At 62.6% G+C, this 24,516-nt stretch carries 24 protein-coding genes; 14 read left to right on the top strand and 10 right to left on the bottom strand.

What is annotated here, in order from left to right:
* Positions 1-5: 5 nt before the first annotated feature.
* Positions 6-1,661, top strand: a complete 1,656-nt coding sequence (locus Q4S41_RS14345) for a SusD/RagB family nutrient-binding outer membrane lipoprotein (RefSeq protein WP_305031809.1) — start codon at positions 6-8, stop codon at positions 1,659-1,661.
* Positions 1,662-1,806: 145 nt separating this feature from the next.
* Here the strand turns inward: Q4S41_RS14345 and prfB are convergent.
* Positions 1,807-2,884, bottom strand: a protein-coding gene (gene prfB, locus Q4S41_RS14340) for a peptide chain release factor 2 (protein WP_305031808.1) whose coding sequence is annotated in 2 segments (ribosomal slippage) — positions 1,807-2,823 and positions 2,825-2,884 — 1,077 coding nt in all. Because the reading frame shifts where the segments join, the coding sequence is not laid out codon by codon here.
* 220 nt (positions 2,885-3,104) lie between these two features.
* On the opposite strand from prfB, the gene Q4S41_RS14335 reads away from it, so the two are divergent.
* Genes Q4S41_RS14335 through Q4S41_RS14325 form a run of 3 tightly spaced genes read left to right on the top strand, consistent with a single transcriptional unit; the run spans position 3,105 to position 5,559 of the window.
* On the top strand, positions 3,105-3,479 hold the full coding sequence (locus tag Q4S41_RS14335; protein WP_305031807.1) for a CZB domain-containing protein: 375 nt from the start codon (positions 3,105-3,107) through the stop codon (positions 3,477-3,479).
* A 23-nt stretch (positions 3,480-3,502) separates the two neighbouring features.
* Complete coding sequence (locus tag Q4S41_RS14330; RefSeq protein WP_305031806.1) at positions 3,503-5,059, top strand: sensor histidine kinase; 1,557 nt, start codon at positions 3,503-3,505, stop codon at positions 5,057-5,059.
* Between the two features lie 56 nt (positions 5,060-5,115).
* Positions 5,116-5,559: a response regulator gene (locus tag Q4S41_RS14325; protein ID WP_305031805.1), complete on the top strand. Its 444-nt coding sequence runs from the start codon at positions 5,116-5,118 to the stop codon at positions 5,557-5,559.
* 24 nt (positions 5,560-5,583) lie between these two features.
* On the opposite strand, the gene Q4S41_RS14320 is transcribed toward Q4S41_RS14325, so the two are convergent.
* Both Q4S41_RS14320 and Q4S41_RS14315 read right to left on the bottom strand, forming a co-directional pair.
* The gene (locus Q4S41_RS14320) at positions 5,584-6,159 is read right to left on the bottom strand and encodes a ribonuclease HII (RefSeq protein ID WP_305031804.1); all 576 of its coding nucleotides are present in this window, start codon (positions 6,157-6,159) and stop codon (positions 5,584-5,586) included.
* A gap of 84 nt (positions 6,160-6,243) precedes the next feature.
* Positions 6,244-6,492 carry a hypothetical protein gene (locus Q4S41_RS14315; protein ID WP_305031803.1) on the bottom strand — a complete coding sequence of 83 codons (249 nt, stop codon included), beginning with the start codon at positions 6,490-6,492 and terminating at the stop codon, positions 6,244-6,246.
* A 421-nt stretch (positions 6,493-6,913) separates the two neighbouring features.
* On the opposite strand from Q4S41_RS14315, the gene Q4S41_RS14310 reads away from it, so the two are divergent.
* From Q4S41_RS14310 to Q4S41_RS14270, 9 genes are all read left to right on the top strand, one after another.
* A complete protein-coding gene (locus Q4S41_RS14310; protein WP_305031802.1) occupies positions 6,914-7,492 on the top strand; it encodes an NUDIX domain-containing protein in 579 nt (192 codons plus the stop codon).
* 165 nt (positions 7,493-7,657) lie between these two features.
* Positions 7,658-8,482, top strand: coding sequence for a lysophospholipid acyltransferase family protein (locus tag Q4S41_RS14305; protein WP_305031801.1), 825 nt, complete (start codon positions 7,658-7,660; stop codon positions 8,480-8,482).
* Between the two features lie 27 nt (positions 8,483-8,509).
* Positions 8,510-8,797 (top strand): Asp-tRNA(Asn)/Glu-tRNA(Gln) amidotransferase subunit GatC, encoded by a 288-nt coding sequence (gatC, locus tag Q4S41_RS14300; RefSeq protein WP_243514612.1) that lies wholly within the window; start codon positions 8,510-8,512, stop codon positions 8,795-8,797.
* On the top strand, positions 8,798-11,572 hold the full coding sequence (locus tag Q4S41_RS14295; RefSeq protein ID WP_305031800.1) for a hypothetical protein: 2,775 nt from the start codon (positions 8,798-8,800) through the stop codon (positions 11,570-11,572).
* A gap of 13 nt (positions 11,573-11,585) precedes the next feature.
* A complete protein-coding gene (locus Q4S41_RS14290; protein ID WP_305031799.1) occupies positions 11,586-12,305 on the top strand; it encodes an ABC transporter ATP-binding protein in 720 nt (239 codons plus the stop codon).
* A gap of 146 nt (positions 12,306-12,451) precedes the next feature.
* Positions 12,452-13,000, top strand: coding sequence for a cob(I)yrinic acid a,c-diamide adenosyltransferase (locus Q4S41_RS14285; RefSeq protein ID WP_305031798.1), 549 nt, complete (start codon positions 12,452-12,454; stop codon positions 12,998-13,000).
* 150 nt (positions 13,001-13,150) lie between these two features.
* Complete coding sequence (locus tag Q4S41_RS14280) at positions 13,151-14,215, top strand: branched-chain amino acid aminotransferase (protein ID WP_305031797.1); 1,065 nt, start codon at positions 13,151-13,153, stop codon at positions 14,213-14,215.
* A 210-nt stretch (positions 14,216-14,425) separates the two neighbouring features.
* Positions 14,426-15,529, top strand: a complete 1,104-nt coding sequence (gene gcvT, locus Q4S41_RS14275; RefSeq protein WP_305031796.1) for a glycine cleavage system aminomethyltransferase GcvT — start codon at positions 14,426-14,428, stop codon at positions 15,527-15,529.
* A 93-nt stretch (positions 15,530-15,622) separates the two neighbouring features.
* Positions 15,623-16,345, top strand: a complete 723-nt coding sequence (locus Q4S41_RS14270; protein WP_305031795.1) for a 2-phosphosulfolactate phosphatase — start codon at positions 15,623-15,625, stop codon at positions 16,343-16,345.
* Between the two features lie 167 nt (positions 16,346-16,512).
* Here the strand turns inward: Q4S41_RS14270 and Q4S41_RS14265 are convergent, their stop codons facing one another.
* The 6 genes from Q4S41_RS14265 to Q4S41_RS14240 form a co-directional block, all read right to left on the bottom strand.
* Positions 16,513-16,839, bottom strand: coding sequence for a nucleotide pyrophosphohydrolase (locus Q4S41_RS14265; RefSeq protein WP_305031794.1), 327 nt, complete (start codon positions 16,837-16,839; stop codon positions 16,513-16,515).
* 26 nt (positions 16,840-16,865) lie between these two features.
* Positions 16,866-17,312 carry a D-aminoacyl-tRNA deacylase gene (dtd, locus tag Q4S41_RS14260; protein WP_305031793.1) on the bottom strand — a complete coding sequence of 149 codons (447 nt, stop codon included), beginning with the start codon at positions 17,310-17,312 and terminating at the stop codon, positions 16,866-16,868.
* 98 nt (positions 17,313-17,410) lie between these two features.
* Positions 17,411-18,088, bottom strand: a complete 678-nt coding sequence (locus Q4S41_RS14255) for a response regulator transcription factor (RefSeq protein WP_305031792.1) — start codon at positions 18,086-18,088, stop codon at positions 17,411-17,413.
* A gap of 27 nt (positions 18,089-18,115) precedes the next feature.
* Positions 18,116-19,069 carry an efflux RND transporter periplasmic adaptor subunit gene (locus Q4S41_RS14250; RefSeq protein ID WP_305031791.1) on the bottom strand — a complete coding sequence of 318 codons (954 nt, stop codon included), beginning with the start codon at positions 19,067-19,069 and terminating at the stop codon, positions 18,116-18,118.
* Between the two features lie 119 nt (positions 19,070-19,188).
* On the bottom strand, positions 19,189-20,556 hold the full coding sequence (locus Q4S41_RS14245; protein WP_305031790.1) for a sensor histidine kinase: 1,368 nt from the start codon (positions 20,554-20,556) through the stop codon (positions 19,189-19,191).
* 154 nt (positions 20,557-20,710) lie between these two features.
* Entirely contained in the window at positions 20,711-21,385 is a 675-nt protein-coding gene (locus Q4S41_RS14240) for a response regulator transcription factor (protein WP_305031789.1), read from the bottom strand.
* Positions 21,386-21,458: 73 nt separating this feature from the next.
* On the opposite strand from Q4S41_RS14240, the gene Q4S41_RS14235 reads away from it, so the two are divergent.
* Positions 21,459-22,985 carry a hypothetical protein gene (locus Q4S41_RS14235; protein WP_305031788.1) on the top strand — a complete coding sequence of 509 codons (1,527 nt, stop codon included), beginning with the start codon at positions 21,459-21,461 and terminating at the stop codon, positions 22,983-22,985.
* 89 nt (positions 22,986-23,074) lie between these two features.
* Here the strand turns inward: Q4S41_RS14235 and Q4S41_RS14230 are convergent, their stop codons facing one another.
* A complete protein-coding gene (locus tag Q4S41_RS14230) occupies positions 23,075-24,484 on the bottom strand; it encodes a hypothetical protein (protein WP_305031787.1) in 1,410 nt (469 codons plus the stop codon).
* Positions 24,485-24,516: the final 32 nt, after the last annotated feature.

The raw sequence follows: 24,516 nt of genomic DNA, 5'->3' as shown, positions 1-24,516 counted from the left end.
CGTATATGAAAAATACTGCTAAGATACTGGCGGTGAGCTCCCTATCGGTGCTGGCTGCTAGCTGTGATTCTTTTCTCGACATCAACCAAAACCCGAACAACCCGCTGACGGTAACGGCCGACGCCGTTCTGGCTCAGGCCCTGACCACCACGGCTAATACCTACTCGATTAACTACAACCCGTATTCGGCTTTTGCCGCCGGGTACATTGCAAAGTCGGGTACGGTGAACGGCTACGCCCCGGAGCGTACCTACAATTACAACAGCACGTTCAGCCAGACGCTGTTCAACAACACCTTCGACAACATTTATGATTACGACATCATCGAGCGTCAGGGAAAGGCTGCCAATCAGCCCTACCACTCGGCGATTGCCAAAATCATGAAGGTGTACAACTACCAGCTGCTGGTGGACGAGTACGGGGATATCCCGTACACCAAGGCACTGGGCGGTTTGGCTAACATCACCCCCGTGTACGACAAGGCCGATGCTATCTACAAAGATTTCATCGTGAAGCTCAACGAGGCCATCGCCGAGATTGACGCTGCCAACAAGCAGACTTCGCCCATTCCGCGTACGGTTGGTGCCGAGGACGTGGTATTCCAGGGCACTATGGCGAACTGGGTTCGCTTTGCCAACTCGCTGAAGCTGCGCATTCTGATGCGTCAGTCGAGCCAGCCCTCCTTGGATGCTTACGTGCGTACCGAGATGACGCGCCTGCAGGCTTCCATTGCTGCCGGCACCCCCGGTGCTGCTGGTTTCATCGCCTCCGACGTGGTAGTAAACCCCGGCTACACGCAGGCTTCCGGCCAGCAAAACCCTTTCTGGGACCGTTACCGTGCTGACGCAGGTGGCACTTCCGCCACCGAGCGCCTGTACACGATTCCGACTAAGTACCTGCTTGCCCAGTTCCTGCTCAACCGCGACCCCCGCGGCTACCGCATCTTCAACACCACTGCCACCGGTTACGCGGGTGGTGCTGAACTCGGAGAGAGCGCTCCGATTGCGGGCAACGTGGCCACGCGCTTCCGCGATTTTGGCGGCGTGTTCAAAGGCCCCGATTCGCCGGTGCCGCTGATGCTGCGCGCTGAAGACCTCTTCAGCCAGGCCGAAGCCCGCGAGCGTGGCTTCTTCACTGGCGGTAGCGCCAAGAACGACTTCAACGCCGGCATCACCGCCTCGTTCAACTACTTCTACACGCCTTCGCCGGCCAACCGCCAGAACGCTACCCGCGACTCGTCGGCTTTCGTAGCGGCTAAGGTGACGAAGTACCTCACGGCTCCCGTGAACGTGAACAATGGCCTGGTGAACTGGGATGTGACTACTACCCAGATTCCGGACGCAAATATTTTGGGTGGTCCTCTTTTGCGGGCCACTACCTACGCGGTCCGTCTCACGACTCCGCGCCCGGTAACGAATCAGGAGAAAATCATCTACCAGAAGTACCTGGCGATGACGGGTGTAGCCAGCACCGAGGCTTGGGACGACTACCGCCGGACGGGTTACCCCCGCTTCGCGCCGTCGCTCCAGACCACCTCGACCCGCCCCGACAAGCTGCCGACGCGTTTGCTGTACCCGCAGACGGAGATTACGACCAACGTTGGCAACCTGCCGCAAGGCATCAGCCAGTTCACCACCCTCATTTTCTGGGACCCGAACTAAGCTAGCTCAAGGTGCTTAACAAAAAGAGACCGGGATTTCCCGGTCTCTTTTTTGTTTGAGCCGGAGTCCTGCCATGTCACCAAAAAGCCCGCTTGATGCTTCAAGCGGGCTTTTTGGTAGGTGAGAGCGAACGACGGTGGGCGTTCTAGCTCTGCATCAGAAACCCTTTAATGAACTCGTCTAGGTCGCCGTCCAGCACGTTCTGCACGTCGGTGCGCTCGATGCCGGTGCGCAGGTCCTTGATGAGCTTGTAGGGGTGTAACACGTAGTTGCGAATCTGAGAGCCGAAGTCAATGCGCTTCTTGGTGGCTTCCACTTTGTCGCGCTCGGCGTGGCGCTTGTCCATCTCAATCTGGTAAAGGCGCGATTTGAGCATGCGCAGGGCGTGTTCCTTATTCATGAGCTGGCTGCGCTCAATCTGGACGGCGATGATGATGCCGGAGGGCGCGTGCGTGAGGCGCACGGCGGTTTCTACCTTGTTCACGTTTTGCCCGCCCGCGCCGCCAGCCCGGAAGGTATCCCAGGAGATGTCGGCAGGGTTGATTTCGATGTTGATGGTGTCATCAATCACCGGGTAGGCAAATACGGAGGCAAACGACGTGTGGCGCCGGCCGCTGCTATCAAACGGCGACATGCGCACCAACCGGTGCACCCCGATTTCACTTTTGAGGTAGCCGTAGGCAAAATCGCCGTCGATTTCGAGCGACGCCGACTTGATGCCCGCGCCTTCGCCGGGCTGGTAGCTGATTTGCTTCACCCCAAAGCCGTGGCTTTCGGCCCACATGATGTACATGCGCATGAGCATTTCGGCCCAGTCCTGGCTTTCGGTGCCGCCGGCGCCGGGGTTGATGTCGATAATGGCCGAAAGCTGGTCTTCCTCGTCGCTCAGCATGCGCTTGAATTCGAGGGCTTCCAGCTTTTTGAGCGCGGTTTCGTAGTCGGCCTGCATTTCGGCTTCCGACACATCGCCATCCTTGTAGAAGTCGTAGAGCACTTCGGTGTCGGCCAGCGTTTGCTGCACGGCCTCGAAGTCATCGGTCCAGGTTTTGATGGGCTTGATTTCGCGGAGCGTGGCTTCGGCTGCCTTAGAGTCGTCCCAGAAGCCGGGGGCGGTGGTTTTGGCCTCGTAAGCGGCTAATTGTTCTTTGCGGGCATCGTAGTCAAAGATACCTCCTCAGGGCCTCGGCGCGGCCCTTCAAGTCCTTAATCTGGTCTTGGGTCATGGGTGGGGAAAAAATGAGGAGCGCGGGGCACGGGGGGTTTGAGGCTCCGTTGCGACCGGGCAAAAAGATGAAGCGCAAAAGTACCTCTTTCTGAGCCGGAAGGTGCTGCAAGCCCGCGAACCGGCCAAATTTGCACCAGCCCCTAACGACGTTTCGGTTCTTTGGGAGGCCTTTTCGTATAGTACGTGCGGGCCATCTGGCGCGCTGCCTAACTTTGCGTATGACGGTTGAAGAATTAAAGCAGGATTTTGATTCGGCGCGCATCAAGCACGTTCATTTCAAGAGCAAGCTGCGTTCATACTTATTTGGAAATGGGGGAGAAGAAGGGCCGTTGCGCGACCCGGAAGTTTGCAGCCTCGGCCAATGGATTGCCAGCCGCCTGCGCGGCCGCGGGGTGTATGCCCACTTGCCCGAAGCCCGGCAGTTCGACCGCCAGCACAACCTCATCCACCAGGAAGCCAACCGGCTGATGGATTTGCACGATGCCGGCCGGCCGGGCGATGCCAGCGCCGGCTACGGTCCGCTGCAGGTCATTGCCGACGAAATGCTGACTCTGCTCCAAACCATGGAGGCGCGGATGCGTAGGGAGGCCTGAACCAAGCGCCTGGGCGCATCAGCATGAAAATTACGCTTACCACCAAGCTTTTTGCAGGATTTGTGCTGTTGCTGGCGCTTTTTGCGGTGGTTGTGGTGTTTTATTATCAGCTGGCCGGGCAGGTGCTGCGCAATTCGCGGAAGGTTGAGGCCTCGCAGCAGGTGTCGAACCGGGCGTCGAACCTGTTGCGCAACATTATCGACATGGAAACGGGCTTCCGTGGCTACCTGCTCATTGGGAATGAGCAAACGCTGGAACCGTACTACGATGGCGAGCGCCAGCTCATTGGCCGGTTTGCCGAGCTGCGCGACCTGGTGATGGATTCGCCCGAACAAACCAAGCTCATCGACCAGACGCAGCGGCTGTTTCAGCAATGGTCGGGCTACAGCCACCTCATGGTGGCCGAAAAGCGCGAAGCCCGCCGCCGTATTCCCGCCCAGACCGGCCTGGATGGGATGGCGCACCGTCGCCTCACCGAAGGCCTGAACGGCAAGCACGTGATGGACAACATCCGGGAGCGGCTGGCGGCTTTCGAAAGCCGCGAATCGGAAACCCGCAAACAGCTGCGGCTTGAGCTGGACGAGAGCATCCTGCGCGCCGAATGGTTGTCGGCGGGCCTGGCCATTGCGGCGCTGGTGCTGGGGCTGCTGTGGGCCGTTTACATTGTGCGGGTGTTTGGCCGCCGGCTGCGTAGCATGCTCGATTTGGCCCGGCGCATGGCCGATGGTGACTACACCAGCCAGATTCTCGACACCGAGCAGGACGAGGTGAGCGAGCTGACCTCGGCCCTCAACGTGATGGCCCGCACCGTGGGCGCCAACATCAGCCAGCTCGAAAACCGCAACCAAGAGCTCGACCAGTTCGCCTACGTGGTATCGCACGACTTGAAAGCGCCCTTGCGCGGCATCGAGAGTGCTTCGCGCTGGATTGAGGAAGATATGGGCACGGCACAGCTACCGCCCCACATCCGCGAGTTTCTGGGCATGATGCGGCAGCGCGTGCACCGCATGGAAAAGCTCATTACCGGCATTCTGGACCTGGCCCGCATTGGCCGGGTGGCGCAGGCCGATGAAACGGTGTTTGTGCGCACGCTGCTGCGCGAAGTCGTCGATACCCTCAACCCGCCGCCCGGATTCAAGGTCGAATTGCCGTTTTTTTTGCCCACGCTCACCACCAACGCGGTGCAGCTGCAGCAGGTGTTCACCAACCTCATCAGCAACGCGCTGAAGTACCACCACCACCCCGAGACCGGCACCGTGCACATCAGCTGCGACGACGCCGGCGACTTCTACCTTTTTTCCGTAGCCGACGACGGCCCCGGCATCGCTCCGGAATACCACGACCGTATTTTCATCATCTTCCAGACCCTGACCGAGCGCGATACCATCGAAAGCACGGGTGTGGGGCTGGCCATTGTGAAAAAAATTGTGGAGCGCCAGGGTGGGCGCATTGGGGTGAAATCGGCGGAGGGACAGGGGGCTAAGTTCATCTTTACCTGGCCCAAGGTGCCGCCCAAAGCCAAAAAAACCGGCGCAACCGTGGCCACGGGCGCCGGTTCTACCGTATCAATGGCAACCTGACGGCCGCGTGCGACCGTTTTGCGGGCATATTCCCGCCGTTGATTAGTATTTAGCTTATGTCCGCCGATTATCCCACGCCCAGCATTTTGCTCGTGGAAGACGACCAGATGGACGTCATGAACGTGCAGCGCGAGCTGCGCCGCCAAAACATCGATGTCCCGCTGATACACGCCCGCAACGGGCGCGACGCGCTGCGAATGCTGCGCGGCGAAGGCGATGAGCCAAAAATAGCCCGCCCCAGCCTCGTGATGCTCGACATCAACATGCCCCGCATGAACGGGCTGGAGCTGCTCGAAGTGCTGCGTTCCGACCCCGAGTTTGTGGGGTTGAATGTGTTCATTATGACGACCTCCGACCTCGAATCGGACCGCCTGAAGGCGCAGGAGCTGGCTGTAAGCGGCTACATCATCAAGCCGTTGAGCTTTGATAAGTTTGGGGAAGGCGGTACCAGCGTGGATGGTTTCAGCTTGTTCCTGGATTTGCTGAAGCTGAAGAATTAGCTTCTCGCCCGTTCAATGCCTGTCTTAAAGCAGCCGGAAACCCATGCGGTGGTGCGGGCTGGGCCCGTGCGTGCGAATGGCGTTGCGGTGCTGAGCGGTGGGGTAGCCCGCGTTTTGCTCCCAGCCGTATTCGGGAAACTCGGCGGCCAGCACAGTCATGTAGTCATCGCGAAACGTTTTGGCGAGTACCGACGCTGCCGCAATGTGCCGGTACAGGCCGTCGCCCCCGATGATGCAGGTGTGCGGGTAACCCTCCAAGGCCCGAAAGCGGTTGCCATCAACCAGGAGATGTTCTGGGCTTACGGATAGCGCCGCCACCGCGCGGTGCATGGCCAAGTAGCTGGCCTGCACGATGTTGAGGCTGCTGATTTCGGCTTCCGACGCCTGGCCGATGGCCCAGGCTACGGCTTCGGCGCAGATTTCGGGGCGTAAGGCCTCGCGCCGCCTGGCGCTGAGCTGCTTGGAATCGTTGAGGAAGCGCGGGCTGAAATCGGGCGGGAGAATGACGGCCGCCGCGAAAACCGGACCCGCCAGGCAGCCGCGGCCGGCTTCGTCGAGGCCCGCTTCGAGCGCAAAACCGGAATAATTAGCAAGCAGCACAGGTTGAAATAAAAAGAGCGGTGAGCAAATCAGCCCCAAAGTAAAGGCTCGATTTGCTCACCGCTCTTTTTTGCGCGGGGCGGTTTAGTGGCGCCCGGCGGTGCTGCCTTCGTCCGAAGGGTCGGTTTCGCCGCGGCGCTGGCCCTGGCTGTCGCGCGGGCCTTCGTCGATTTCGGAGTCTTCGTCGGTGGTCACATATTCGTTCGTGACGGGGCCAAGGCCATTGGTGTTCTGGGCCAGGTCGGCTTCGGCCTGGGCGTGCTTGAGGTTGAACAGCGGGTCGTGCTCGTCTTGCTTGGAATTTTGGTTGGGCTTCGAATTGGACTGGGCCATGGGAGGGTAGGTGCCGGCCGGGATGTGGGCGGCCGGGGTATGGGTGGTACGGCGGCAGCGCGGTTCAGGTTGAAAGCGCAGCCGTGGAGCCTGGCCAAACCCAACAAAAAAGGCCGTCGCACAAGTGCGACGGCCTTAAAGTGGCGGGTCCGGCTTAGAGGTGTCTACCCCACCTTTTCAGCCAGAGCGCCGCCGCACGAGAGGTCCTTCCTTTCCACATTTCCAGCCCGTGCGGGGGTACTTATGGGTCAAAGATACTAGGCTGGCAGGGGGGAGCGCAATATTTTTTGGATTAATGGCAGGCTTTAGTCGCCCAACGAAACCTTTGACACGGCGGATGACGACATCTAGCCGACGATTGGAAAGCCGGGCTGGCGCCGCTCGCCGTAATTTTACGGTTCGTATTAATCGTTTTTTGGCTATGTCCCTATCTTCTGCCCCCGTTGTTGACGAAAATCACAACCCCTGGCAAACCCTCAGCTCGGAGGTGAAATACCATAACCCCTGGATTTCGGTGCGCGAAGACCAAGTGCTAAACCCCGGCGGCGGCCGCGGCATCTACGGCGTGGTAAGCATGAAAAATAAGGCGCTTGGCATTATTCCCGTCGATGCCGACGGTAACACCTGGCTGGTGGGTCAGTACCGCTACACCCTGAACGAGTACAGCTGGGAAATTCCAATGGGTGGCGGCCTGATTGAGCGGGATATTCTGGAATCGGCCCAGCGCGAGCTGAAGGAAGAAACCGGCCTGCTGGCCGCCCGCTGGACGCGCATTGCCCGCCTCCACACTTCTAATTCAGTGACCGACGAAGAAGGCTTCGTGTTCCTGGCCGAAGACCTGACCCAGGGCGACGTGGAGCCTGAAGAAACCGAGGACCTGCGCCTCTGGAAGCTGCCGCTGGCCGAAGCCGTGCGCATGGCCATGGACGACCGCATCACCGACGCCATCAGCGTGGCGGGCTTGCTGAAGGCGGAGCGGGTGCTGGCCGGGCGGAGGTGACAACAGAACGTCATGCTCATCTGGCGTCCGCGCAGCCGAAGCATCTCTACCGCTAGAGTAATCCAAACGAAGGGATTCACTGCTGCGGTAGAGATGCTTCGGCGGCGCTCAGCATGACAGTTTTGTGCACGACGTTCTTTTTTCCTGTAACCTACCTTTGCAGCTATGCGCCATCTGCTTCGTTACCTCGGCCAGCGCCTGTACACTACGTGGGCCACGTTCTGGTTTGTGCTGCCGTTTGTGCTCACGTTTCCCTTGCAGTGGTTTTACAGCCGCCGGCCGGGGGGCGAGTTTGTGGTACACGCCATCAACCGCTGGTGGTCGTGGCTGTCCATCACCATGTGGGGCGTGCCCGTGGAAGTGGTGCGCGAAACCACGGCCCCCAACCCGCAGCCTTGCGTGTATGTGTCGAACCACGGCTCGTACATCGACATCATGATGCTGTTCAAGTACATACCGGGATTTTTGAACATGATGGGCAAGGCCTCGCTGGCCAAAACGCCGGTGTGGGGTCCTATTTTCGAGCGTGTCTACATCACCGTGGACCGGGCCAGCGCCGTCAGCCGCGGCAAGGCCATGGTGCAGGCCCGGCGCAGCCTGGCGGCGGGCAAGAGCATCGCCATTTTCGCCGAGGGCCGGATTTCGCACCTGCCGGGCAAGGAACTGCTGCCGCTGTTGGACGGCGCTTTCCAGATGGCCATTGAGGCGGGTGTGCCCATCGTGCCCGTGGGCCAGCCCCTGAACCACATGTTCATGCCCGATGTGAAGGGCAGCCTGCGGGTGCGCTACCACCGCCTCAAAATCGTTTTTCACAAGCCCATTCCTACCGTCGGCCTCACGCTGGCCGATATTCCGGCCCTGAAGGAGCAGGTGGCTGCCCTGCTCGCCGGTGATTTCCTGCCCGAGGGCGCCGTAAAGCCCGGCCCGAGTACTTGGCGGAACCCGGCCAACGTGGTGGCCGAAGAAGCGCCGCAAGCCGCCAATTCTTAATTTTCAACGCATAACTCTCAACCATAAATGAGCACCGACCTTGGCACCCTGCGCGGCTTGGCCCACTTGGCCCGCCTCGAATTTGACGCCACCCGCGAGCAGCAGATGCTCGGCGACCTGAACAACATCCTCGACTTCGTGGCCCAGCTCGAAGGCCTCGACACCACCGGCGTGGAGCCGCTGGTGCACCTTTCGCAGGAAGTGAACGTGCTGCGCGACGACGAAGCCCGCAACACCGTGAGCCACGCCGAAGGCCTGCGCAACGCCCCGCGCAAGGATTCGGACTACTTCCGCGTGCCCAAAGTGCTGGAATAGTTGAATCCGAAACAAGCTTCGACGCCCGCCTGGCGGCCCACCTGGCGGGGGCTGTTGGCGACGCTGGCCGTGGGGCTGGCCATTTTTTATTACTTCACCGGCCCCGATAGCACCCTGCCCATGCAGCTGGTGCCGCACCTAGAAGCCGTGCCCCTCACGCTGGCTGAAGTGGCTGCCGGGCCGGCGCGTGTGCCCGTGCAGGCCAGCGGCTTTATCGTGAGCCTGACCCACGATATGGTGGGGCCGTTCACGCAGCCGGTGGCGGCGGCGCTATTTCTGGCGCTGCTGGCGCTGGTGCTGGTGAGCTGGGTGGCGGTGGCCAGCACGCTGGCCCGGCCAGCTTTTGTGGCAGGCATGATACCAGTCATTTTCCTGCTGCTGTCGCTCAACACCGAGTCGCTGGGTCTGTTTAATACCAGTGAGCGGTATTTTCTGTACCTGATGCTGGGGCTGGTGGGCGGCGGCGCCTATGGCCTGCACGCCTTCGCCGAAGACTGGCCCCTACGCCGTCGGGTGCTATTGCTGGGTGCCGTGGTGGCGGGCCTAGCCGGCCTGCTGTACACCCAAAGCCAGCTGCCCGCCGCCGAAACCACGCTGCAACTCGCGGCTTATGCCACCACCGGCGGTGCGGTGCTGGTGGCGCTGCTGGTGCTGTGGGTAGGGGTGGAGAATATCCGGGCGCTGCTGTGGCTGAATGCGCAGGCCGAGCAGCCCGCCAGCCGCTTTGGGCTGGGGCCGTTTGTGGCGGCTAGTCTGCTGTACCTGGGTGTGTTGTTGCTGTATGCGTGGAACGATGGCCTGCAGTTGCTGCCCGGGCTGAATTTCGACCCGTTGGTGCTGCTGCTACCGGCGGTGCTGGCCGGCGGGCTGGGCCTGCGCCTGCGGGCGCCCAGCTACGCCGATTCGGTGCCGTATGCCTATGCCGCGGTGCTCTACTCGCTGGTGGTGACGGGCGCTGCCGCCGCGCTGGCCTACGCCTTCGCCACCGACAACACGCCGCTGCTGGCGGCGGCCCGCAGCTTCACGGGACTGGCTTTGCTGCTGGTGGGCGGGGCGTTCTGGCTGTATGTGCTCATCAACTTTATGCCGCTCATTCAGCAGCGGCTGCGGGTGTACCGGGTGGCGTTTGAGCCACGCCGGCTGCCGTTCTACACGGTGTATGTGCTGGCGATAGGGGGCATCCTCATCATTCAATCGCGCCGCAGCTTCCCGCTGCCCGACCAGGTACAGGCCGGCCAGTACAACAACCTCGGCGACCTGGCCCGGCAGCAAAGTGAAGCCGCACCCGACGACTTGGGCCTGGCCGCACTGGCCGAGCGCTACTACGCCGAAAGTGGCGACGTGCTCTACCGCGCCAACCTGCACGCCCAGTTTGGCCGGGCGGCGCTGTACCGCTTCCGGCAGCAGCGCGGCAACGAGCTGGTGGCCCTGAACCGCGCCCTGCTGCGCGGCCCCAGCGAAAAGGTGTCGGTGCGCCTCGGCGCGCTCTACACCCAGCCCGATGACTTATTCGAAGGGCTGGACATCCTGCGGCGCGGCCTGAAAGCGCAGCCCCACAGCGCCGCCCTGGCCGGCGACCTGGCCCAGCTTTTCACCAAAACGACGGTTACCGACTCGGTCGGCTACTACCTGGACCAAGCCGAACGCTTAAATCCGGGCAGCTACGCCAGCCGCACCAACCAGTTGGGCTTCCTCATTAGCCAGCATCTGTATGAAGAAGCCCGCAAGCAGCCTGCCAGCAGCAAACTGGCCACCGAGCCGGCCCTCATAGCCAACCAATTGCTGCTGGGCCTGCTCACCAAAGCGACGAAAACGCCGGCTCCCGCTACGCCCACGCCCCTGGTGCTGGATGATGCCACTTTCGCTGCCCTCTACCACGCCGTGCTGACGGACGTGAAAGCGGGCAATGCGCCTGGCCTGCAGCAGCAACTGCGGCCGTTGAGTACCCTGGCCCGGGCCGAGGCCAATGCGCCCTATTATGAGCAGCTGCTGTTTCTGCAAGCCTATTCGCGGCACGCGTTGGGGCAGGAAATGGCGGCCCGCCAACAGCTGCTGCCGCTGGCCACGGGCACCTCCGGCACGGCCGCTTATTACCAGATGCTGCTGGGCCTGTGGCAATTGCAGCAGGGACAGTACGCCACGGCGGCCGACCAGCTGGCCTTTGCCGTGGCCCACGGCGCTACGCAGGCCAGCGAGGCGCGGGCCTACGCGCTGGCCTTAGCCGGCCGGGTCGATTCGGCGCAGGCCCAGGCGACGCGCTTGGCAGCTTCGCCCGATACGAGCCTGCAACGGCTGGGCCACCGGGCGCAGGCGCAACTGGCCGCTGCATCGTTTCGGCCGGCAGCGGGCGGGCCACCGCGGGTGGGCCAGCAGTGGCTAAACCAGGCCCGGCAGGCCGCGCAGGCCAACCGCCCAGGCGTTGCCGATAAGCTCTACCAGCGCATTGTGCGTGAGGCGCCATTCAACGAAGAAGCCATTTTGGCGGCGGCGCGCTTCTACACCCAACGGCGCAACCGCACGGGCGCCTACGGTGCCCTTCGGGCGGGGCTGGATGAAAACCCGGAGTCGCTGCCGCTGTTGAAGGCCTACGTGCTGGCAGCGGCCGACGCCGGCCTCACCGAATACGCCGGCGAGGCGCTGGGCCGCTTACGGCAGCAGCTGCCACCGGCCACTTATGTTACTTTAGCAGCCGAATATGCCCGGCACCGGGCCGGCCGGGCAGCGGAGGCGGATTCCTTTTCCGCTGCGCCGGCGGCTGTACCTTTTCTGCAATAAAGTTTTTCGCGCCATGAATGCCAACGTCATTGAAACCACGGACATCGCCAAAAATTACGTGATGGGGGCCGAGGTCATCCACGCCCTGCGCTCGGTCAGCATCCAGATTCCCCGGGGCGAGTACGTGGCGTTTATGGGGCCGTCGGGTTCGGGCAAGTCCACGCTGATGAACATCGTGGGTTGCCTCGACACGCCCAGCAAGGGCCAGTACATCCTCAATGGGCAGGATGTGAGCCGCATGAGCGACAACCAGCTGGCCGAGGTGCGCAACAAGGAAATCGGCTTCGTCTTTCAAAGCTTCAACCTGCTGCCTCGCGCCAGCGCGCTCGATAACGTGGCCCTGCCGCTTATTTATGCCGGCCTCAGCAAGCGCGAGCGCAACGAGCGGGCTTTAGAATCGCTCCGCTCGGTGGGCCTGGCCGACCGCGCCTCGCACCGCCCCAACGAGTTGTCGGGCGGGCAGCGCCAGCGGGTGGCCATTGCCCGCGCCCTCGTGAACAACCCCAGCGTGCTGCTGGCCGACGAACCCACCGGCGCCCTCGATTCGAAAACCAGCCACGAAATCATGGATTTGTTCGAGGCACTGTACTCGAAGGGCAACACAATCATCATGGTGACGCACGAGGAAGACATTGCCCGCTACGCCCACCGCATTGTGCGCCTGCGCGACGGGTTGATTGAAACCGATGAGGTGAACCACGACATCACGACCCACGCGGCGGTGGGGCATTAGCGGAACACCACACCGAAAAAGAATGGTCATGCTGAGCGAAGCCGAAACATCTCTACCGCGCAATGCAGTCCATTTCATTGAATTTACTATTGCGGTAGAGATGCCTCGACTTCGCTCAGCATGACCGTTGCAAAGACTTACGCAAAATGAAAATCTATACTAAAACCGGAGACAAAGGCCTCACCTCGCTCATTGGCGGCACGCGGGTGCCCAAGAGCAGCCTGCGCATCGAGTGCTACGGCACCGTGGACGAGCTGAACGCCCACATCGGCCTCGTGCGCGACCAGGACGTGAACGCCGTCCGCCGGCCTTTGCTGAAGGAAATCCAGGACCGGCTGTTCACCATCGGCTCGGCCCTGGCGGCCGACCCGGAGAAGTCGCGCATGAAGCTGCCCGACCTGCACGCCGCCGATGTGACGCTGCTGGAAGACGAAATGGACCGCCTCAACCTTGATTTGCCCGAGCTGCGCGCCTTTATCCTGCCGGGCGGGCACCCGGCCGTGAGCCACGCGCACGTGGCCCGCTGCGTGTGCCGCCGCGCCGAACGGCTGGCCATTCACTTGGGCGAAGAGTCGTTTGTGGCCGAATTAGTGGTGGTGTATTTGAACCGCCTGTCCGATTTTCTGTTTGTGCTGAGCCGGGCCATGGCCCACGAGCTGGGCGTAGAAGAAGTGACCTGGCAGGCACGACTTTGACCAAAGTGGTGTCTGCTTACCACTGCCGGCAGGCATCCTTCGGCAGTAGCCCGACGTTCTTAGGACAATTTCCCGGTGCCCTGGCGCGCCACCGCTCACTTCCATCTTCTCCAAATCCCACCCACCTCCCGTTTCCTGAAATTCAAGCTCATGATTGACATTCTTCCCATTCGCACTCAGACCACCACGGCGTCCCGTCTGGCTTCGGTCAACCTCTCGCAACTCGAATTCGGCAAAGTTTTTTCCGACCACATGCTGGTGGTGGACTACCGCGACGGCGAGTGGCAGGAGCCCGAGATAGTGCCCTACGGCGACATGAGTGTGAGCCCGGCCAACTCGGCCCTGCACTACGGCCAGGCCATTTTTGAGGGCATGAAGGCCTACCACCAGCACGACGGTGGCGTGGCCCTGTTCCGCCCCCTCGACAACTGGGCCCGCCTCAACGCCTCGGCCGAGCGTATGTGCATGCCCACCATCCCGGAAGAGCTGTTTATGCAGGGCTTGCGCGAACTGATTAAGCAGGATGCCGCCTGGGTGCCGTCGGACGAAGGCTCGTCGCTCTACATCCGTCCTTTCATGTTCGGCACGGATGGCCTGCTGGGCGTGCGCCCCTCGGATACCTACCGCTTCATGATTATTACCTGCCCGGTGGGCCTGTACTTCAGCAAGCCGCTGCGCGTGCGCTTCGAGCAGAAATACGTGCGCTCGGCCGAAGGCGGCGCGGGCTACGCCAAGAACGCCGGCAACTACGGTGCCGCTATGTACCCCACCAAAGTAGCCCAGAACGAGGGCTACAACCAACTCATCTGGACCGATGCCTCGCAGCACCAATACGTGGAAGAATCGGGCACAATGAACGCCATTTTCGTCATTGACGGCAAGGTGGTGACGCCTGCCCTGAGCACGAGCATCCTCGACGGCATCACGCGCCGTAGCGTGCTGGCACTGGCCCGCGACATGGGCCTGACCGTGGAAGAGCGCAAAGTGGGCAGCCGCGAAGTGATGGACGCCCTGGCCGCCGGCAAGCTCAACGAAGCCTTTGGCGTGGGCACGGCCGCAACCATCGCGCCTATTGCCACCATCGGCTACGAAAACCACGACTACGACCTGCCTGCCACGGATGCCAATGCATTCTCGAAGCGCGTGAGCGCGGCGCTGGATGCCATTCGGACTGGCGCCGGCGCCGACCCACACAACTGGATGGTACGGGTGTAATCGAACTTCGTCTGTCATCCTGAGCGCAGCGAAGGACCTTATCACATTGGGAGCATTATTTACTGCAAGTTGTTCAGCGGTGATAAGGTCCTTCGCTGCGCTCAGGATGACAGAAAAGGAAAAAGCCGCTTCGGTTTGAAGCGGCTTTTCTTTTTTGTCCCACCTTTGTAGCGCAATCCCACCAACCCGCCAATCCATCCCCTTCGCTCCATGACTGTTTCTCTGAAAACCGTTACTCTCAACGACACGCACCGCGCGCTGGGTGCCAAAATGGTGCCTTTTGCCGGTTACGACATGCCGGTGCGTTATTCCTCCGACCTCGATGAACACCACACGGTGCGCCGCGCGGTGGGGATTTTTGACGTGTCGCACATGGGCGAGTTCCGGTTGCGTGGCCCGCAGGCCCTCGACCTCATCCAGCGCGTGACCAGCAACGACGCCAGCAAGCTCACCGACGGCAAAGCCCAGTATTCCTGCCTGCCCAACCACGACGGCGGCATCGTGGACGACCTGCTGGTGTACAAGCTGGCCGACGAGGACTACCTCTTGGTAGTCAATGCCTCCAACATCGAAAAAGACTGGAACTGGATTCAGCACCACAACACGCAGGGCGTGGAGATGGAGGATATTTCGGACCGCACCAGCCTCTTCGCCGTGCAGGGCCCCAAGGCCCAGGCGGCGCTGCAGTCGCTGACCGACGTGGATTTGAGCAGTATTCCCTACTATTCCTTCGTGCAGGGCACCTTCGCCGGTGCGCCCGACGTCATCATTTCGGCCACCGGCTACACCGGCGCGGGCGGCTTCGAGCTGTACATCCCCAACGAAAGCGCGGCGCAGGTGTGGGAGAAAATCATGCTGGCCGGCCAGTCTTACGGCATCAAGCCCATTGGCCTGGGCGCGCGCGACACCCTGCGCCTGGAAATGGGCTATTGCCTTTACGGCAACGACATCGACGACACGACTTCACCCCTGGAAGCCGGCTTGGGCTGGATTACCAAGTTCACCAAGGAGTTCACCAACTCCGAAAACCTGAAAAAGCAGAAGGAAGCGGGCGTGACCAAAAAGCTGGTCGGCTTCGTGATGGACGGCCCCGGCATCCCGCGTGGCCACTACGAGCTAGTGGACGCCGACGGCCAGAAAATCGGCGACGTAACCAGCGGAACGCAGTCGCCTTCGCTGAGCAAGGGCATCGGCCTGGGCTACGTGAAAACGGAATTTGCCGCGCCGGGCACGCCCATTTTCGTGCAGATTCGCGGCAAAAACTTGCCCGCTACGGTAAGCAAGCTGCCGCTGACCAAGGGCACGGAGGAATAAATTAGTTGTCAGTTGCTCGTTGTCAGTTGTTAGCCTGGGACGATTGTGCTGAATGCCTAACAACTGACAACGAGCAACTGACAACTAAAAACAATGCCCAAACTGGATATCTGCTTCTCGCCGGAGCTGTTGCATCTGTATGACCTGCGCGGCAAAATTGCCGTCATCGTGGACATTCTGCGGGCGTCGAGCACCATCGTGACGGCGCTGGGGGAAGGCGTGACGCACGTTTTTCCGGTGGCGTCGCTCGACGAATGCACCGCCTACGGCCAGCAGCACGGCTGCCTCACCGCCGCCGAGCGCGACGGCCTGCCCGCCCCCGGCTTCGACCTTGGTAATTCACCTTTCGGCTTTCTGGATGCGGCCCGGCCGGTGCGGGGCCGGGCCCTCACCATCAGCACCACCAACGGCACGGCGGCGCTGCGCCGCTCGCTGGCGGCTGAGGCCGTGGTAGTAGGTGCGTTTCTGAATCTGGAAGCCATTGCCGATTTTGCCCGCGCGCAGCAACGCAACGTGCTGGTGGTGTGCGCCGGCTGGAAAGGCCAGTTTTGCCTCGAAGACACGGTATTCGGCGGTGCGCTGGCCGAGCGGCTGGCGCCGGAGTTCGACGTACGCAGCTCTGATGCGACGCTGGCGGCGCTGCATCTGTGGCAGCAGGGGAAAGTCAATTTATCGAGCTATCTGCTGCAGTCGGCGCACGTGCGGCGGCTCAATTCGCTGGAAGCCAGCAAGGACTTTGAGTTTTGCCTGCGCTTGGACGCGTACGCTGGCGTACTGCCCATTTGGCGTGACGACCGGCTGGTGACGTTGGAATAGTTGCTGTCATTGCGAGGCGCAGCCGAAGCAATCCGTCCTGTCAAAACCAGCCCCTTTCTTTTGTGACACAGCCCCGATACTACGCAGTGCCGGGGCTGTGTCACATTATCAGGCTACTCGCTGAGAACAAGACGGATTGCTTCGGCTACGCCTCGCAATGACGGGTGCTACTTCAGCTTCTCATTATCCTTGTGACGCTGGCTGTCGCGCTGGTTTTTTTTGGCCAGGTTGCGGGCTAGGGCCTCGGTGAGATTGATGCCGGTTTGGTTGGCGAGGCAGATGACGACGAACAGCACGTCGGCCAGCTCGTCGCCGAGGTCTTTGCCTTTATCGGATTCCTTGAAGGACTGCTCGCCGTACTGCCGGGAAATGAGGCGCGCCACTTCGCCCACTTCTTCGGTGAGAATGGCCATGTTGGTCAGCTCGCTGAAATAGCGCACACCGTTGGCTTTAATCCAGTTATCAACTGTTTGCTGGGCTTCTTCGATGGTCATGGAAGTGGCGGGATGGTAGGTTGGTATTAGGCCGGTGAGTCGAGCACGATGGTGACCGGGCCGTCGTTGACGAGGCTCACCTGCATGTCGGCCCCGAAGACGCCGGTGGGCACGAGCTGGCCCAACTCGGCGGCCACCAGCGCCACGAATTGCTCGTAGAGCGGTTCGGCAATGGGCGGCGGGGCGGCCCCGATGTAGCTGGGGCGGTTGCCTTTGCGTGCATCGGCCAGCAGCGTGAACTGGCTCACCACCAGCACCTGGCCGCCCACATCCTGCACGCTGCGGTTCATCTGGCCGTTTTCATCGCCGAAAATGCGGAGCTGCACCAGCTTGCGGCACATCCAGGCAAGGGCCGTGGTTGTATCGGTGGGGGCGAAGCCGGCCAGCGCCAGCAGGCCCGGCCCAATCTGGCCAGTGACCTGGCCATCGACAGTGACCTGCGCGCTGCGAACGCGCTGAATGACGAGACGCATGGATAAGGGGGAGTAGACGACCGGAATTGACCGCGAAGCTACGGCGCCCAACGCGCGGTTCGAGATTTGGCCCTGTCGGGAGGCGAGCCAAAAATTACCTACGCGGCCCGGTAGCCCACGCCGTTCACCGTTTCCAGAAAATCGGGGGGGGCGAAAGGAGCCAGCGCCCGGCGCACGTTCATGATGTGCACGTCGATGAAGTTCGACGCCTCCGGCGGGGTTGTGTGGCGCCGGCCAATGTGCGCCCCTAGCTGCTCGCGGGTGAGCACCTTGCCGCGGTGCAGCAACAGGTGGTGCAGCACATCGAACTGCTTGCGGCTGAGGTGCACGTTGTGCGGGCCGTGGCAGAGCCTGCGGGCCGCTAAATCGAGCACAAAACCCCGCCCGAAATGAATGGCGGGCCGTTTCAGCCCCACCCGCTGCCGGATGATGACGCGCATGCGGCGTTCCAGTTCGGCCAGCGAAACTGGCTTGGCCAAGCATTCATCGGCGCCCAAAGCAAAGCCGCGCAGGCGGTGCTCCACATCGGGCGTGGCCGTGAAAACAATGCACGAAGTGGGGTGACTCTCGTGGCGGGTAGCCAGCCGAATAAGTGGCATGCCGTCACCGTCGGGCAGGGCCTGGGCCAGCAGCACAAAATCGTAGGCCCGGCCGGCTAGGTAGGCAACTGCTTCGGCAAAGGTGGACGCCACGTCTATTTGGTATTGGGCGTGTTGCAGAAAACGGTGCAACAGCTGCCGCGGCCGCCCTTCGGCTTCAACTAAAAGAACTTCCATCGCATGGGGATTTGGTGGATAATCGGCTTAGAGGATGGCGGCCGGGCTTGCGTCGGCGTTGGCTACTGCTTCGGGCAGCACCCGCACCTGGGCGTGCATGCCGGGCTTTAGCAAGTGGCCGGGGTTGGCCAGCACGCAACGCACGGTCATGGTCTTGCTCTCGTGGTCGAGCACGTGGTACACACGGTCGATGCGGCCGCGCACCGGGGCGTCAGGGTAGCTCAGGGTGGTAATTTCCACCGCTTGGCCTTCGTGCACCCGGCCCATGTCCGATTCAAAAACATTGGCCAGCACCCACACTTGGTCCAGGTTGGCCACAGTGAAGGCCGCCTGTAAATCCGCGGCGTTGAAGCGCATGCCTGGGCTCAGTTTCTTCTCCATGATGTAGCCGGCCAGGGGCGCCGTCAGGCGGTAGGTGGCGCCGGGCGCTACGCCATAAGTGCCCAGCAGGCGGCGGCTTTTGGTGGCCGTGCCAGCGGCGCGCTGCATTTCCTTGCGGGCTTTGTACACGTCCTGCGCGGCGCTTAGGCCCGCCTGGTGCAGTTCCTCGGCCACGGCCAGGTTCTTGGTGGCCACGGCCAAGTCGGCGGTGGCGGCGGTGTGCTGGTTCTGAAATTCGGCTATTTCGCTGCTCTTGAGCACGGCCAGCACCTGGCCCGCGCGAACTTCGTCGCCCAGGTCCACGCCCACGCGCAGCACCTCGCCGCCCACCCGCGGAAACACGCGGGCAGTGTGGTCGGCGTCGGCGGCTATTTCGCCGCTCAGCACCAGTTCGGGCTGGGCTTCTGCCCTGGCAGCTGATGCCGCCGCCGGGCCCTCAAATTGCGAAACCGGCAGTCCCGGCGTGATTTCCTCGGCAGTTTCGGCCTGCGGTGAAGAGCAGGCCCCGAGGGCTAATGCGCCCAGAAACAGCCCGCGCCAGCCCGCGTTGCGCAGGCTCGTTTTCCGGGTTAGCCCCGGCAGTAGATTAGGCTTTCTCATAGTAGTGCGGCAATGATGACAGCCGCAAGACTACTGGCGAGGTATTAAAATGTGATTAGAAAGCCTTAAAATTTACAAAGGTGGCGTAAGAGCGGGGGCGTCCCCGGTAGGAATTGCCTCTACGCCGTGGGCAGCTGCACCACTACCGTTGTGCCGTGCCCAAGCTGCGAGCTCAGGTGCAGCTGACCGCCGTGCTGCTCGATGATTTTGCGGGCCAGCGCGAGGCCCACGCCATGCCCGGCCACGAGACGCGCATTGGCCGCCCGGAAAAACGGCTCGGACACTTGGGGCAGGTCGGCCTCCGCAATGCCAATGCCTTCGTCGCGGATGCGGAGCTGCACCTCGCCGGGCGCGTAGGCCAGCGCCACCTGCACCGGCTGGGGTGCCGAGTACTTCAGCGCGTTTTCCAGCAGGTTGCTGAGCGCGCGGATGAGCAGCGTGCGGTTGCCGGTGAGCTCCAGCTGCTCGGGCTCGGCGGGCAGGCGGCCGGTGTGCACCTGCAAGCGCGGGCGCTGGGCGGGCTCCACGGCCGCGCAAGCCTCGGCCAGCAGCTCGTCGACGCGGATGCAGGCGTCGTATTCGGGCAGGTGCACGTCGGCCTGGGCCAGTTCCAGCAGGTGGTTGAGGAGCTGGTTGAGTTGGGTGAGGTCGGCCAGCATATCGTGCAGGGCGGCACGGTAGGCGGCCGGCTCCCGCTCGCGGGCCAGGGCCAGCTGGGCCTCGCCAATGCTGGCGGCCAGCGGCGTGCGTAGCTCGTGCGAGGCGTAGCGCACGAAGGCCCGCTGGGCCTCGAAGCTGCCTTCGAGTCGGTCGAGGAGGCGGTTGAACGTGTGCGCCAGGCGCGACAGCTCGTCCTTCTCGCGGTTCGATAGTCCCTCGGCCACGCGCAGGTGTAGGTCGTGGGCGGTGATGCGCTCCATTTGGTCGTTGATGGCGGAAATGGGCGCCAGCGCCCGGCCCGCAAACACCCGCCCCACGCCGTAAATCAGCAGCAGGCTCAGCACAAACAACGAGGCCAAAATGGTGGCCAGGTAGCGCAGGCGGGCCTGGCCATACAGGTTTTCGGCGCCGGCCACCACCACGAAGGAGCCCTGGTTGTCGCGGTAGAAAATGCCCACGGCCTGCCGCGAGCCGTCGGTGAAATACTCTTCGTGCCCTTCCACAATGCGGGCCAGCACCGCGGGCGGTACTTCCAGGCGGGCGTCTTCGCGCACGAAGCGCACCTCGCCGGTGGTGTCGTAAATCTGAATGATTTCTTCGGTGAGGGTGCGTTGGTAGCGCTTCTGAAATTCCTGAAAGATGGAGCTGCGCAACTCGTCTTTTTCCAGGAAAATGTAGGCCGCTACCTCCGCTCGGTCGCGCAGGCGCTGCCGAAACTCGCGTTGGCTGTAGTCGTGCTGCAGCAGAAACGCCGTGGTGAGCACGATAAGGAGAATAAAACCCACCAGCCCCACAAACAGCCAGATGAGGCGATTACGAATGGTCATGGGTGGGAGGGGATGAGGTATTGAAAAAGAGAAATAGCCAGCGCGTCATGCTGAGCGCAGCGAAGCATCTCTACCGCGCAATGCAATCGGTTACTATTGAGGTAAAGATGCTTCGCTGCGCTCTGCATGACGTGCTGGTTTTGTTCAAACTCGCCTATTCCTGCCGCAGCACGTAGCCCGCCCCCGTCACCGTATGGATGAGCTTGGTGGCAAATCCCTGGTCAACTTTTTTACGCAAGTAGCTCACGTACACATCAATGACATTGCTGCCCGCGTCGAAGGCCTCGTCCCAGCCGTGCTCGGCAATCTGGCTGCGGCTGAGCACCCGGCCGGGGTGGCGGAGCAGCAGCTCCAGCAGGTTGAACTCGCGGGTGGTGAGGCGCAGGGGCTGGCCGGCCCGCGTCACGGTGCGGCTGGGGATGTCGAGCACCACATCGGCAAAGGTGAGGCGGGAGCCCTTGGGGTGGGGGTTGCCACGCCGGGTGAGGGCGCGCACCCGGGCCACCAGCTCGGCAAAATCGAAGGGTTTCACCAGGTAGTCATCGGCGCCGCCACCGAAGCCGTTGAGCTTGTCGGTGGTGGTGCCCAGGGCCGTGAGCATGAGCACGGGCACCTCGGCATTTTGCTCTCGGATGGCGGCCAGCACCTCCAGGCCGCTGCGCTGGGGCAGCAGCACATCAAGAATGATGAGGTCGAAGGGCTGGGTGAGGGCCATTTCCTGACCGGTCTGCCCGTCCTGGGCCACGGCCACGGTCAGCTGCTCTTCTTCCAGCCCCCGTCGGATGAGGGCGGAGAGGCGCGGGTCGTCTTCTACCAGCAGAATGTTCATAGCAAAGCGAGACCGGGGAGGAATGTTCAGCGGGGGCTGCCGACCTTCGCGCCAGCCCGCATTCAGCCTGCTTATGTCTCCCCGTCCCGCCACAAATAACGCGCCTCCGCCGCCAAGCCACCGCCTGTGGCTGCTGGCGGCCCTGCTCGCGGTGGCCGTGCTGCGTCTCTGGCGTCTGCCCGAAGCCGGTGCGCCCGACTACGACTCGGTGCGCAACTGGCAGGCCGTGCAGGCCCTCACGCACGGCGATTTCTCGCGGCTGTTTATGCCCGGCTGCCCGGCGTTTCTGCTTTCATACGCATTAGTGGCGCTTTTTACCCGCAGCTTTCTGGTGTTTCAAACCATCAACGCGCTGCTGGGGGTAGCGGGCCTGGGCTTCTTCGCCGCCTGGGTGAGCCGGCAGGCCCGGCTTACGGGCCCCGAAACGGCCGGCCTCACGCTACTGGCCGGCACCGGGCTGCTGCTCACCTTTGCGGGGCGCGATTTCACGCCCAATTCCATTAGCCTGCTGCTGTGCGCGGGGCTGCTGCAAAGCCATTTTGCCCGGCTGGAGCGGCCCAACCCGGCGGCGCTGGTGCGTGTGGCCGCATGGCTGGCGCTGGGGCTCAGCTTTAGCTACAAATTTCTGTTTACGCTGCCCATTTTACTGGTACTGGAGCTGCTGCGGACCGATGGACTGTGGCGGGCACGCTGGGTGTGGGTGTGGGTGCGGGTGCTGGCCGTACTGGCCACGCCCTACGTGCTGTTTGGGGCGCTGGGCGTGGCGGTAGGGCTGCCCTGGTACCGCTGGCTGGCGTTCTACGTGCGCACGGTGGTGCCCGTGGCGGCCAACGTGGCGGGCCGCCAGGCCACCATCAAACCCGATTTTCTTTACTACCTGCGCTACCTGGCCGAATTTGAGTCGCCGCTGCTGCTGCTGGGCCTCGGGGTGGCGGCGTGGCTGGCGTGGCGCGGGTGGCGCGGCGGCTGGCGCCCTGGCATCGGGCCCTGGCCGCTGCTGCCGTATCTGCTGTTTTGGGTGGTGTGCCTGCTGGCGGGCATGTCGCTGCTGCTAAAGGCCCCGCGCGGGCTGTTGTTTGCCTTGCTGCCGCTGGCGGCGCTGGCCGTGTTGGCTGGGCGGCGGGTGCTGCCGGGGTGGGCACTGCTTGGCCTGTTGGCGGTGGCGGCGGGGCTGAATGTGCGGCACATCCAGCGCGCAATCTACACCTCGCTGCCCACGCCCTACGCGCAGGTAGCGGCGTGGCTGTGGGAGCACGGCACTCACAAAGTGGCCAGCACCGTGGGGTTGGGGCTGGCGCCTTTTCTGGCCGAAAGTGAAACGCTAACCGTCGTCAACGACGAAAAAATGCTGGCCCGCTTGCGGGCGCAGGGCTACGACTACGTGTTGCTCGATAGCTACTGGCGCGTGGCCGGTGTGGCGCATTTCGACTCGCTGCGCCGGCAAACGCCCGTGGCGGCCTGGCCGGCCCCGCAGCTGCAGCAGCCGCTGCTGTTTCTGGAGCATTCCGAATACACCGGCCGGGGTTTCGCCGAAACGCTGGCCGCCAGCAGCGCCGCGGCCGCCGACTCGCTGCCCTTGCGGCTCTACCGGCTGCGCTGATAAACAATGTCCCCCGAAGCACCGCTCCGGGGGACACGTTCTGGAAGTGCAAATAGCCGAGGAAACATCTGGCGCCCTCGCGGCCCAGGTTACTGGGCTACGGACGGCAGGCTGTTGGCGTCGATGGCCGGAATATTGGCCTTGTAGGCTTTGTTGATGGCCGAAATGAAGGCGTTGGCTATCAAGGCATTGCCGCGGGGCGTCGGAGTGTAGTAATCCAGCGAGAAAAAGTTGCCACGCACCGGCTCGGCCGAGTACAGCACGCCGCCCACCGAAATCGCACTGCCCACGTAGTCCGGCATTGCCACATTCAAATCCAGCGTGCTGGACTTGGTGCTGGAATCGATAATGGGCATTTTATAGGTAGTAGTCGCCAAATCGTTCAGGGCGGTGTTGTACCGGCTTACAACGTCATTAATGCGGCTCATCTCGTCGTAATCCATCACGTCGGCATCGCGAATCGGGTTGCGAATATCGCGGCCGTAGGGCAGCATGAGGGTAGTGGTGCCGACCACCACCGGCGTGAGCCGGCCAATGCGCGGGATAGTCGTTGCCAGTACGTAGCTGGCGTCGGTGATGCGCATGCCCACGGTGCCGAAAGGGTCCTGAATGTACAGCGACGCGGTGTCGGCAAAGCTGGTCTGCAGGCGTTTTTCCAGGTTCCGGCCCTGGCCGAGGCGCAGCAGGGGCAGCGTATTCAGGTCGGGCAGGCGGGCAATGATGCCCGGGCGGCCGCCCGCCGTGAGCTTATCGAGTACCTTCTTGGCGTTATTCTTCAGCAGGGTGTTGTAGGCAGTGTTCAGCGTTGGGCCGCACTCACCGCCGCTGCGCACATAAACCAGCACTTCGTCGAGGCCCATGAAGTAGGTGAAGAACGTGGCCGGCGCGGCGGCATCGGTCACGGCCTGCAGGTAGGTGCGGGGGTCGGCGGCGGGCAGAAGGCGCTCGAAATACGGGTTGAAATTGCCCGTGGGCGTGGCATTGGTTGTTTCGTTGCCCAAGCCCGCCACTTCAATCTGGCCCAGGCGCAGGCCGGGCACGCCCAGGTTCTGGGGCAGGGTGTTGGGCGCATCGGTGCGCGTGAGCAGGCGCACGGTATCGGCGCCGCCGCAGGCTGCGGGATTGATGACTTGGCGGCGCACGGCCGGGCCCGGCACGCGGCGCGTGCGCGGAAAGCCCAGCGCCGTGAAATCGACCAGATTGAAATAGCCCGAGCCGGCTCCGGCCGGCAGCAGCGGCTGGCTGAAGGTGGCATCGGCCTGCGCGCCCCGCAGCTGCTGGGCCAGCAGGTTCGGGAACGAATATTCCTGGCTGGCCAGCGTGAGGCCGCCCGCACTCAGCCCCGCGGTGTAGCTGTCGCCCACGGCCAGGTAGCGGCTCACATTCACCCCAATGGTGGGCGTGGGCGTGTCCTGGCCCGGCGCGCAGGCATTCAGCGCCAGGGTGGCCACGGCGGTCAGGCCGACGCGGCTCCACAAATTCAGGCAAAAATTCTTCATCACTAAAAGGGGAATCAGCAAGAAAAGTTGAG

The sequence above is a fragment of the Hymenobacter convexus genome (genome assembly GCF_030580955.1).
In the GTDB taxonomy this organism is placed as follows: Bacteria; Bacteroidota; Bacteroidia; order Cytophagales; family Hymenobacteraceae; genus Hymenobacter.
This window is presented reverse-complemented; position numbering and strand designations above follow the sequence as displayed.

What these genes read in the sequence shown, in the direction of transcription:
- Q4S41_RS14265 (WP_305031794.1), bottom strand. Translation starts at nt 16,839, where the DNA reads ATGACCATCGAAGAAGCCCAGCAAACAGTTGATAACTGGATTAAAGCC.
- Q4S41_RS14345 (WP_305031809.1), top strand. Translation starts at nt 6, where the DNA reads ATGAAAAATACTGCTAAGATACTGGCGGTGAGCTCCCTATCGGTGCTG.
- Q4S41_RS14250 (WP_305031791.1), bottom strand. Translation starts at nt 19,069, where the DNA reads ATGAGAAAGCCTAATCTACTGCCGGGGCTAACCCGGAAAACGAGCCTG.
- Q4S41_RS14330 (WP_305031806.1), top strand. Translation starts at nt 3,503, where the DNA reads ATGAAAATTACGCTTACCACCAAGCTTTTTGCAGGATTTGTGCTGTTG.
- Q4S41_RS14240 (WP_305031789.1), bottom strand. Translation starts at nt 21,385, where the DNA reads ATGAACATTCTGCTGGTAGAAGACGACCCGCGCCTCTCCGCCCTCATC.
- Q4S41_RS14280 (WP_305031797.1), top strand. Translation starts at nt 13,151, where the DNA reads ATGATTGACATTCTTCCCATTCGCACTCAGACCACCACGGCGTCCCGT.
- Q4S41_RS14235 (WP_305031788.1), top strand. Translation starts at nt 21,459, where the DNA reads ATGTCTCCCCGTCCCGCCACAAATAACGCGCCTCCGCCGCCAAGCCAC.
- Q4S41_RS14325 (WP_305031805.1), top strand. Translation starts at nt 5,116, where the DNA reads ATGTCCGCCGATTATCCCACGCCCAGCATTTTGCTCGTGGAAGACGAC.
- Q4S41_RS14290 (WP_305031799.1), top strand. Translation starts at nt 11,586, where the DNA reads ATGAATGCCAACGTCATTGAAACCACGGACATCGCCAAAAATTACGTG.
- Q4S41_RS14305 (WP_305031801.1), top strand. Translation starts at nt 7,658, where the DNA reads ATGCGCCATCTGCTTCGTTACCTCGGCCAGCGCCTGTACACTACGTGG.
- Q4S41_RS14315 (WP_305031803.1), bottom strand. Translation starts at nt 6,492, where the DNA reads ATGGCCCAGTCCAATTCGAAGCCCAACCAAAATTCCAAGCAAGACGAG.
- Q4S41_RS14230 (WP_305031787.1), bottom strand. Translation starts at nt 24,484, where the DNA reads ATGAAGAATTTTTGCCTGAATTTGTGGAGCCGCGTCGGCCTGACCGCC.
- Q4S41_RS14270 (WP_305031795.1), top strand. Translation starts at nt 15,623, where the DNA reads ATGCCCAAACTGGATATCTGCTTCTCGCCGGAGCTGTTGCATCTGTAT.
- dtd (WP_305031793.1), bottom strand. Translation starts at nt 17,312, where the DNA reads ATGCGTCTCGTCATTCAGCGCGTTCGCAGCGCGCAGGTCACTGTCGAT.
- Q4S41_RS14255 (WP_305031792.1), bottom strand. Translation starts at nt 18,088, where the DNA reads ATGGAAGTTCTTTTAGTTGAAGCCGAAGGGCGGCCGCGGCAGCTGTTG.
- Q4S41_RS14285 (WP_305031798.1), top strand. Translation starts at nt 12,452, where the DNA reads ATGAAAATCTATACTAAAACCGGAGACAAAGGCCTCACCTCGCTCATT.
- Q4S41_RS14310 (WP_305031802.1), top strand. Translation starts at nt 6,914, where the DNA reads ATGTCCCTATCTTCTGCCCCCGTTGTTGACGAAAATCACAACCCCTGG.
- gatC (WP_243514612.1), top strand. Translation starts at nt 8,510, where the DNA reads ATGAGCACCGACCTTGGCACCCTGCGCGGCTTGGCCCACTTGGCCCGC.
- Q4S41_RS14335 (WP_305031807.1), top strand. Translation starts at nt 3,105, where the DNA reads ATGACGGTTGAAGAATTAAAGCAGGATTTTGATTCGGCGCGCATCAAG.
- Q4S41_RS14245 (WP_305031790.1), bottom strand. Translation starts at nt 20,556, where the DNA reads ATGACCATTCGTAATCGCCTCATCTGGCTGTTTGTGGGGCTGGTGGGT.
- gcvT (WP_305031796.1), top strand. Translation starts at nt 14,426, where the DNA reads ATGACTGTTTCTCTGAAAACCGTTACTCTCAACGACACGCACCGCGCG.